Source organism: Acidithiobacillus sp. (genome assembly GCF_049965315.1).
Taxonomy (GTDB): domain Bacteria; phylum Pseudomonadota; class Gammaproteobacteria; order Acidithiobacillales; family Acidithiobacillaceae; genus Acidithiobacillus_B.
The window spans coordinates 1-8969 of the sequence record NZ_JBMFWL010000048.1 but is presented as its reverse complement, the minus strand read 5'-3'; the positions used below and the strand labels follow the sequence as shown (position 1 = coordinate 8969).

Genomic DNA, 8969 nt, shown 5'->3' with positions numbered 1-8969 from the left:
GGTCACGCAGACGAACACCAAGGCGTGGCGCAACGCCCTGAAGCGGGCCGGCATCGAGGGCTTTACTTGGCACGGCCTGCGGCACACCTGGGCGTCCTGGCATGTGCAGGCGGGTACGCCACTCATCGTCCTGCAGCAGATGGGGGGATGGGCCAGTCTGGAGATGGTGCAGCGGTACGCGCATCTGAGCGCCGATCACGTCGCGCAGTATGCGGGCAATGTGACGGTGCATGGTACAAAAAAGGCACATCCCCCGCTAAGAGTTGTGCCTGAGACCGCCTAACCTCTTGATAAATTGGTGGGTTGTGAGGGGATCGAACCCACGACCCGCTGATTAAGAGTCAGCTGCTCTACCAACTGAGCTAACAACCCGGAGCGCGTATTCTCCGACAAGAGCGGACAAAAGGCAAGTGCCGCCCATGGGACGATGGGAACGCTTGGCGGCCAGCGCTCTTAATGGGTACTGCGGCGGCGAACGCGAATGACCACGTCCACCCGTTCGATCTCCGTGTCCGGCGGCAGTTCCGGCAAGTTGCTGATTTCCAGGGAGGAGGCCGGTATGTCGATGAGATCGCCGCTATCCACGTAGTAAAAGTGGTAATGGGCGGAGACGTTGGGGTCGTAGAAGACCTTCCCCGGCTCGACAATCACTTCCCGCACCAAGGCGTGCTCCGCGAAGAGCCCGAGGGTATTGTACACGGTGGCCTTGGAGACGACGGGATAGTCGGCGTTCACCCGCTGCATGATCTCTTCTGCGGACAGGTGTGCGCAGGAGGAGAACAGGGCATAACCAATCTCCACGCGTTGGCTCGTGGGATTGACCCCGGCGTCCCGCAAAACCTCCAGTACCTTCTGTTTATTCCATGGTGATGCGTTCATCATGCACCTGCTTTCAGTTTTAAACCTATTATAATTATAGCCATATTAACCGGGATCGGAAAGGTCTAATTTTATGCGCTCCGGCCCCGGCCAATAGGGGCTTGGGTCGATGGCTGCGGGCTGCCCGAGGAGGGCGTGGGTGAGCAGTTGCGCGGTCGCCGGGGCGTTGGTGAGACCGTAGCGGAAATGACCAGCCGCCACATAGAGGCCTTCCCAGCCGGCGATGGCGCCGATATAGGGTACGCTGGCATGGCTACCGGGCCGCAGGCCTGCCCACTGCCGCAATACCGGATAGGGGCGACACGGCGGGAAAACCTCCCGGGCAAAGGCCAGCAGCGCCGCGCGCGCCTCCTCCGTAATACCCTTATCAAAGCCCACGGCTTCGCTGGTGCTGCCCACGAGGATCAGTCCATCGCGACGCGGCACCATATAATGGGTATTGCGCATCAGGATATGCTGCAGTGCCCCTGGCTGCCCCTGCAGCAAGAGCATTTGCCCGCGCACCGGTTCAATGGCCATGGGAATGCCGGCATGGCCCAACAGGCGGCCGGTCCATGCCCCGGCCGTCACCACCACCCGCCCTGCCGGTAGCGATCCCCGGCTGGTTTCCACGCTGGTCAGTCGCCCTTTGCGCTGGGCAAAGCCTTCCACGGCAACGTCTTCCCGGATGAGCACACCCAATTGCCGGCAGCGCGCCACCAGGGCAGCCAGCAGGCGCGGATTGCGGATCTGCGCCACCTCCGGGCACCACAGGGCGGGAGCCGAAGCCCGCAGCCCGGATTGGCGTTCTTGGGCTGCCGCCGCCCCTTCCAGGACCCAACGATGACCCCAGGCCGCGCCCCAGGAGACGGCATCGGCGGGGATGCGCTGGGCCCCATCATCGAGAATGACCAAACCGGAGGGCTCCCATTCTGGGTCGATGCCCGTATACCGTTGCAGTTCCGCGGCCAATCGCGGATACAAGTCCATGCTATAACCGGACAGGCGCAATAATTCCGGTGGATAACGCCAGGGGAAAAGCGGGCTGAGGATCCCGCCGCCCGCCCAGGAGGCCTCTTGCCCAACCCGGCCCTTCTCTAGCAAGGTCACCCGCATTCCCGCCTCGGCCAGCACCATGGCGCTGACCAGCCCCACCGCGCCGGCGCCCACCAGCACGACATCCTGTCCCACTATATCCCGCGTTTCCATGACCGCACTATATCACGCACCGGCCGCCCTCATCAGCGAAAGTCGATGCGATAAAAAAGGTTCAGGCCGTTCTGGGTGCCGCTCTCGGTTTCCGCCTCGATATGGCGGGTAATGCGATAACGCAGCCGCGCCACCGTTCCGCTTCCCAGCACCGACTGGCCCACGCTCAGATACAGGTCCGGCGTAAGATAATGCCCGAGCGTGACCATGGCCCCGCTCAATCCTCCCGTCGATGTCACGCCCACATTGACCCCCGTACCGGTCAGCGCGTTGCCGAAGAGCGCCGCGCGGCTCGCCGAGAACAGTTCCCCGGCCGCTGCGGAAAGGAGGGAATCCTGGCTTTGCAGGCCGCTGCTGGGCGTACCCAGTACCAGATACGAGAGGGTATCCGTTTGCGACATGCTCGGCTTGGAATAGAGCTGCACCTGGGGAGACTGCAGCGTACCCGTGACCTGTACCCCGGCCTCTACGGGCGTATTATCCACGCTGAAGCTATTGCTGTTTTTGATGGTGCGCACCGCCAGGACATCCAGATTGGCCTGATCCGCGGGGCCATGAAACACGATGACCCCGCGTTGAAACTCCAGGGCATGCCCGTAGATGGTGTAACGCCCGTCCACCATATGCAGGGTACCCTCCACATTAGCGCCCTGGCCGTTGTGCATGCGTACCGCCAGATCCCCCGCCAGATTGGCGCTCAAGCCTCCGATGAGGACCTTTGCGTCACTGCCCAGGGCGATCTTGAGGTCTACATTCAAGGCCGGCCCCGCGCGTTTTTTGATCGCTTTGACAAACACCACATCGCTGGACGGACGCGGCCCGCCAAAGGCATTCCCGAGGATGCGCAGGCGGTTGGTCAGGATGCTTCCATCCACCTGCACGGCCTGGAGATCACCCGTCACCCGCAGATTCGGCGCCACGGCGGCCTGCACTTCGGGAAGGTTGAGGGCGCTGAAATCCTGCCCGGCAAACTGGAAGGCGAAATGCTCCAGATTGGGCCCCGCCAGGTCCAGCGTCCCCTGGCCCTGGACCTGCCCCTGGCCCGAGCGGGCCGAGATCCGGCTCACCCGCAACTGCCGCCCGTCCCCCTGCAGATGAAAACCCAGATCCTGCACATTCAGTCCGGCCTGGGGCACATAAAACCCCGCTCCCTGTACCTGCCCGCTGCCGCTCCACCGGGGCGCATCCCAGCTACCCTTCACTTGCAGTTGCAAATGCCCCTGCCCCTCCTTGCGCATGCGCAGCCCGCCCACCGGCAGCGCGGCGAAGAGTTGCGGGCCGAACTGCGCATCCACCGTCCCCAGGAGCGGGGCGGCACCATTCCAGCGCCATGGCAAGGCCAGGGTCACCGGGCTATGCAGGGCAACGCTGGCCGAACCGAACCCCGCGGGCAAGGCCAGATCCGCCTGCAGGGAAAGGGCGTTGGGCAACCATGCCACCTGCCCATCAAAACGCTGCAGCATGATCTCCTCCGCGGCGCCCTCCCCCCCCTGCCAGCGCACCTGCGTCTGGGCGAATTGCCATTGCCCGCTCGCTTGGCAAACACCCTGGCAGCGGGCCTGCAAGCGCGCGTTCAGCAGGCCCCGCAGCGAGGCCTTGGCCGCCACCGCATGCAGATCCAAAGGCAGGGCATGGACGTCCAGCGTCACCTGGCCCCTTTGCGCCGCTGGCAGATAACGGCCGCTGGCCGCCACGCGAGCCCCATGGCCGTCGGCAAAGTCCAGCGGACTCAGCACCACCTCCCCCTGAGCCCAGCGCAAGCTGCCGGGGCCTTGCAAACGCCAGTCGCCGAGAGGACCGCCTTGGAGGGCCATTTGCGCCACCGCCAGTGCCCAGGCGTTAGGCAGATGCTGCACCTGCCCGCCCAGATCCAGCCGGTTCCCTTGCCACTGGCCACGCAGCGCCACGCCAAAGTCCGCCAGGCGGCCCTGCGCGTGCAAGCGCAGATCCAGACCGTGGCCGGCCAGCAACAGCCGCGTCACCTGCAACTGCGCCGACAAGGCTTGCGCCGCGCTCAACTTGGCGTCCACCCGCACCGCGCCGGCCCGAACACCCCCATAACCCAGGGCACGGCCCTCACCATGCACCGCACCCCACCAGCGCCCCCTCCCCTCCGCCACCCAGCCCGAGAACTGCGTCGTCCCCATCATGCCCGGCACCAACCCCTGCCAACGAGCCACCTGAGCGCGGAAATCGAGGCGCCGGGCGAGATCGCCGCTGGCGCTCAGGTCCAGGCCCGGGCCAGTGAAACGGGCCTCCTTCAGCACCCACGCCCCAGTTGTGAAATGCACCAGAGCGCGACCCGACAGCGGCTGCCGATAGAGGGTACTGGCCGCCAGCGCCAGATCGCCCTCCCCGGACCAGCCCCCTGCCCCCTGCCGGGCGTACACCCGCAGCACGCCGGAGAGATTCCCCGGCACGGCCTTCACCAACCGCTGCGGCCGCAGGCCGCGAAAAGCCAGGGTCGTTCGCAGGGCCATGTGCGGCTGCCAGGAAAAAGCGATGAGACTCTTGTGCAACTGCGCCCCCAGCAATGTCCCGCCGACTTGCCAGCGCAGCCCCTGGGCATCGCCCGCCAGCGCCCCCTGCAGATCGCCCAGGGCACGGTCCCCGGCCAGGGCCAGGGTTCCGGCATAGCGGGCGCTGCTGCCCTGCAAACGCAATTGCAGCGACAGCGCCGAAGGGGGCAACCAGGAAGGCGTTTGCCGCAGCAGCAACCCTGTCCACTGGCTCGCCAGGCGCGCCTCCTCGCCGGTCTTTGCCGGCAGGGCAATCAGCGCCGAACCCAGGGCCGGCCGGGCCAGAACGGGGTCCACCAGACGCAGGGCAGGCAAACCCAGGTGATGGGGCGTGATGCGCACCAAACCCGTCAGGACCATGGGCTGCGCCCCTTCCATCTGCACCGCGAAAGGTCCCTGGGTCAGATCATCCCGCACACCGTGCCAGTTCAGCCCCCAGGCGATGCGCAACGCCGGCCCCTGTACCCATGTCCCCAGGCACTGCAGGTGGCGTTGCACCAGGTTCGCGTTCGCCGCCAGATGAAGGCGGCCCTGGGGAAACGCCAGGATCAACTCCGGCACCAGTAACCGCCCGTGCCGCCAGGCCAGATCCGTCGCCAGCGCGTGTTGCAGCGCCAAGCTCTGAACGGATCCGGCAAAGATTTGCAACTGCTCCACCTGCAAACGGCTGATCCGCAGACTCGCCAGGCGCGACCAGACCGGCAGCGCCGGCCATCGCAACGGCGGCAGCGGCGCCTGGCTTGGCGAGGGCGGCAAGCGCAGCGCTACCCCCCGCAGGCGCAGTTCCGCAAAATCCAACTCCCCCCAGAGCAAGGCCCCCGGTCGCCACCGCCAGGTGAGGTCCGCCACCCGCAGCGTGTTGCCACCCCCTTGCCAGCGCAACCCCTGCAGATCCATCGCCCCCAGCAGATGGCCCTCCACCCGCTGCACCTGCAGGCCCGGCACCTGTTGCAGGGCCCAGCGCGCCCCGCCCGTCGTTTCCAGCAGCCACCAGGAGCCCGCCACCAGGAGCAGCGACAAAAGCAAGGCCGGCAAACCGATCCAGAGATGCGTCTTCCACTTCACAGGGTGAACCCCACCGAAAAGACCACGCGCACCGCCGGCGTCCGCGGAGCGATCAAAGGATGCGCCAGATCCAGGCGAATGGGGCCAAAGGGCGAATACCAGCGCACCCCGAGCCCCACATCCTGCAAGGCCCGGAACTGCGCCACGCTGTCAAAGGCATTGCCCGCATCGTAGAAGGCCACCACCGCCCAGTCCTTGCTCACGAAACGCTGCAGATCCACCCCCCCCACCAGCAGGTAGCGGCCGCCCTGCACCGTGCCATCGCTGGCCAGGGGCCCCTGGGAGAGATAGGCATAGCCCGGCAGGCTGTTTTGCCCGCCCGCAAAAAAACGCAGTTCCGGGGGCACGGCGTTGATGGACCCCGCCAGCCACAGGCCGCCCAGCCTGGCGTGCGTACCCAGCACCCAGTCCCGGGACAGGCGCGTGCGCCAGACCCCATCGGCGCTGAGGCGAAAGAGGTTGGCGGCACTTCCCCACGCCTTGCTCGCCCCCTCCATCTTCGCCGTCAGCGAATAACCGTTGACGGGCCGCAAGAGATTGGCGAACTGCTGCGTACTGTACTGCAGCGACGGCAGGATGAAGCGCGCATTGGCCGCCACCCCGCCCACGTTATAGGTGCTCTGCTGGAAAGAGAGCAGGGCCTCCAGGGTCTGATTCATGCCCAGGGACCACTGGCGCCCGCCGCCGACATCAAAAATGTTGCTGTGATACGCCACCAGTTGCTGATTCTGATAGAGCGCCTTCGCCACATACTGCGAGCCCAGTTGGCTCCCGATGGGCCAGGTATAGGCCGCCCCGATATCCCGGCTGCGCTGCGCCGCCAGCACCGACACATGCAAATGCTGGGCGCGATGAAAGACGTTGTAGTTTTCATAGGTGAAGGCCAGATTTGGCCCCAGATCCGTGCTATACCCAGCCCCCAGCTTCAGATGCTGGGACGGCAGGCTCTCCAGGCGCACTTCCACCGGGATGGCGTCCCCCCGCGCTCCCTGCACATCAGCGGTCACCCGCACTGCGGAAAAGCGATCCGCGTTGCGCAGATTGGTCTGGGACAAGGCCATCTGCGCCGGTGAATACCAGTCCCCCGGATGGAAAGTCAGATAACGCGCCACAAACCAGCGGGGATAATCCGTCGCCCCCGTAAAGCGCACCGCCCCGAAGCGATAGCGCGGCCCCGTGTTGAGCAGCAGGTAGATCTCCGCCCACAACGCCGCGCGGTCGATCAGGATCTCATGCCGCTCATAATCCGCCCGGGCATAACCGTTGGCCTGCAAGAGCGCCAGCGCCTTCCCCTTCCAGTCCTCATAGGCCACCTGATCCAGCACATCCCCCCGCCGCAAAGGGAAACGCCCCAGAAGCCGCCGCAAGGGCGCCAACTCCGCCCCCGCCCCCACCGCGCCCAAGGTCAGCGCCCGCACCCGGATGGGCTGACCCAGATGCAGATCAAAGGTCACCGTATATTGGCCATGGCCGTCATCCCGCTGCCGCGCCGTCCACTCGGCGCCATAGTAACCATAAGCCTCCAGCGCATCCTTCAGGCGCAGCCCCGCCGCCAGCCGCGCATCCTCGATGCCGGCGGGCGGATGGGACAAGGGCGTGACCGGTAAGGCCTTATCCAGCTTGGCCGCCAGATCCGGGGGCACGCCCCGCACGGCGAAGCGCAGCTCACCGGCCATCGCCCCCGCCGCCCAGAGCAAAGCCCCCAGACCCAAGCAGGCCCCGAGCCCCATGCGCCCCATGCCCACACCCCCTCCCCACCGCAGCAAACAAGCCATAAGCGCAGTGTAGCAAAAACGCAACCGCCCCGCCCCCACCCACACCCCGCAAAGACCTTGCAAAGCACGGGAAAAGGTCTAACTATTCACAATGAGCATAAAAAGTCGTCAAGAAGGGGGAGGGATGGGTCGCAATGGGCGTGGCATGCAACAAGAGCGCGGGCTGACCCTGGTGGAGCTCGTCGTCACCATCGCCGTTGCCGCCATCCTCATGGCCATCGCCATGCCGAGCCTGCAGAGCTTTCTCCTCAATTCCAAAGTCAGATCTGCCGCTGGCCGTCTGCAGGAGGACTTACAAATGGCCCGTGCCGAAGCGGTCAAGACCAATCAGGTCGTCGCCCTCAACATCAGCGCCGCCAACGGCGTCTGTGCCTGGAGTCTCGCACCCACCTTCTCCAGCTACACTCCCATGACCGCCGCGCGCTACCAGAGTGAATACGCCAGCGTCTCTTGCACAGCCACAGCCAGCCAAATCTGCTTTGACCCGCTTGGCACTCTAGCCCCCGGTGGCAATTGCGCCCTGGGCGGAACCTTCACCTTCACGCCCAACAGCGCCGGCACCACCTGGCTGGTGCTCGTCGGTGCCGGCGGTCGCGTCACCAGTTGCCTGCAAAGCGCCGGCGGCGGCTGTTACATCGCCCCATGAACAAGCCGACACCTTCATCCGAGCAAGGTTTCAGCCTGATAGAGCTCATGGTGGCCCTAACGATTTTCGCCATCGGCCTGCTGGGCCTAGCCTATCTCCAGGTAGCGCTCATCCGGCAAAACTCGGGGGCGCAATACATGGCCCAAGCCAGCCTCGCCGCCAACCAGATGCTGGGCAACATCTGGGCCGCCGGCAGAAGCAACGTGGGAGATTTCAATGGCATGAACACCTGCACCAACAACTTGCCTGGCACGGGCAACGCCGCCGCCGTAGCCGCAGCATGGTCCACTTTGGTCGCAAATACGCTACCCCAGGGTTGCGGTTCCGTGCAGTTCTATACGCCCAACGGCACCGCCACTGCGGGCACCAGTGTCACACTGCCCGCCATTGCCACTATCAGCGTGCAATGGGGTACGCCCATGGGCGGACAACATCAATTGAACGTCAGCACAGAGATCCTGCTGCCATGACCACACCTCACGCCAAGCAAAGTGGCTTCACGCTGGTCGAACTCCTCGTGGTCATGGCTATTTCCCTCATTGCCCTGGTAGCGATTTACGGTATTTTCATCAGCAGTTCCAATCAGGCACGGCGCACTCAGCAAATTACGGACATGTGGCAACAGGCGCAAGCGGCAATGAACATGGTCACGGACACCGCCCGCCAGGCAGGTTACGGTCTTGACAGCGGCGGGTGCAGCCAGACTTTGGCCACCGTGAACGGGGGCAACTCGACCATCAACTTCGTTCCGATTCAGGCGACCACCCAATCTGCGCCCCAATATGACCCAACCGTTGGGCACACCGTGAGCACCCAAAGCTTGACCGTCAGAATGGCGACATCCACTAATAGCGGCTTCTCAGCCACATCCATCACTGCAGCGCCAGCGAATACCGC

The 8969-nt window shown here is 65.0% G+C and carries 8 protein-coding genes and 1 tRNA gene; 4 read left to right on the top strand and 5 right to left on the bottom strand.

What is annotated here, in order from left to right:
• Positions 1–283: tyrosine-type recombinase/integrase (locus ACP5MM_RS09420; protein WP_427934499.1), on the top strand; the 283-nt coding region annotated here is incomplete at its 5' end.
• 13 nt (positions 284–296) lie between these two features.
• On the opposite strand, the gene ACP5MM_RS09415 is transcribed toward ACP5MM_RS09420, so the two are convergent.
• From ACP5MM_RS09415 to ACP5MM_RS09395, 5 genes are all read right to left on the bottom strand, one after another.
• Positions 297–372 (bottom strand) — tRNA-Lys (locus ACP5MM_RS09415).
• An 81-nt stretch (positions 373–453) separates the two neighbouring features.
• Entirely contained in the window at positions 454–879 is a 426-nt protein-coding gene (locus ACP5MM_RS09410) for a Fur family transcriptional regulator (RefSeq protein WP_427932982.1), read from the bottom strand.
• A 45-nt stretch (positions 880–924) separates the two neighbouring features.
• The gene (thiO, locus tag ACP5MM_RS09405; RefSeq protein ID WP_427934498.1) at positions 925–2067 is read right to left on the bottom strand and encodes a glycine oxidase ThiO; all 1143 of its coding nucleotides are present in this window, start codon (positions 2065–2067) and stop codon (positions 925–927) included.
• A 32-nt stretch (positions 2068–2099) separates the two neighbouring features.
• Entirely contained in the window at positions 2100–5651 is a 3552-nt protein-coding gene (locus ACP5MM_RS09400) for a translocation/assembly module TamB domain-containing protein (RefSeq protein WP_427932986.1), read from the bottom strand.
• Positions 5648–7390: an autotransporter assembly complex protein TamA gene (locus ACP5MM_RS09395; RefSeq protein WP_427932987.1), complete on the bottom strand. Its 1743-nt coding sequence runs from the start codon at positions 7388–7390 to the stop codon at positions 5648–5650. Before ACP5MM_RS09395 ends, ACP5MM_RS09400 begins: the two co-directional genes overlap by 4 nt.
• 181 nt (positions 7391–7571) lie before the next feature.
• Between ACP5MM_RS09395 and ACP5MM_RS09390 the strand changes: the two genes are divergently transcribed.
• From ACP5MM_RS09390 to ACP5MM_RS09380, 3 genes are all read left to right on the top strand, one after another.
• On the top strand, positions 7572–8072 hold the full coding sequence (locus ACP5MM_RS09390) for a GspH/FimT family pseudopilin (RefSeq protein ID WP_427934497.1): 501 nt from the start codon (positions 7572–7574) through the stop codon (positions 8070–8072).
• 47 nt (positions 8073–8119) lie between these two features.
• Positions 8120–8542 (top strand): type IV pilus modification PilV family protein, encoded by a 423-nt coding sequence (locus ACP5MM_RS09385; protein ID WP_427934496.1) that lies wholly within the window; start codon positions 8120–8122, stop codon positions 8540–8542.
• Positions 8539–8969, top strand: a 431-nt coding sequence (locus tag ACP5MM_RS09380) for a PulJ/GspJ family protein (RefSeq protein ID WP_427934495.1), incomplete at its 3' end; no start/stop codon positions are given. The genes ACP5MM_RS09385 and ACP5MM_RS09380, both read left to right, overlap by 4 nt.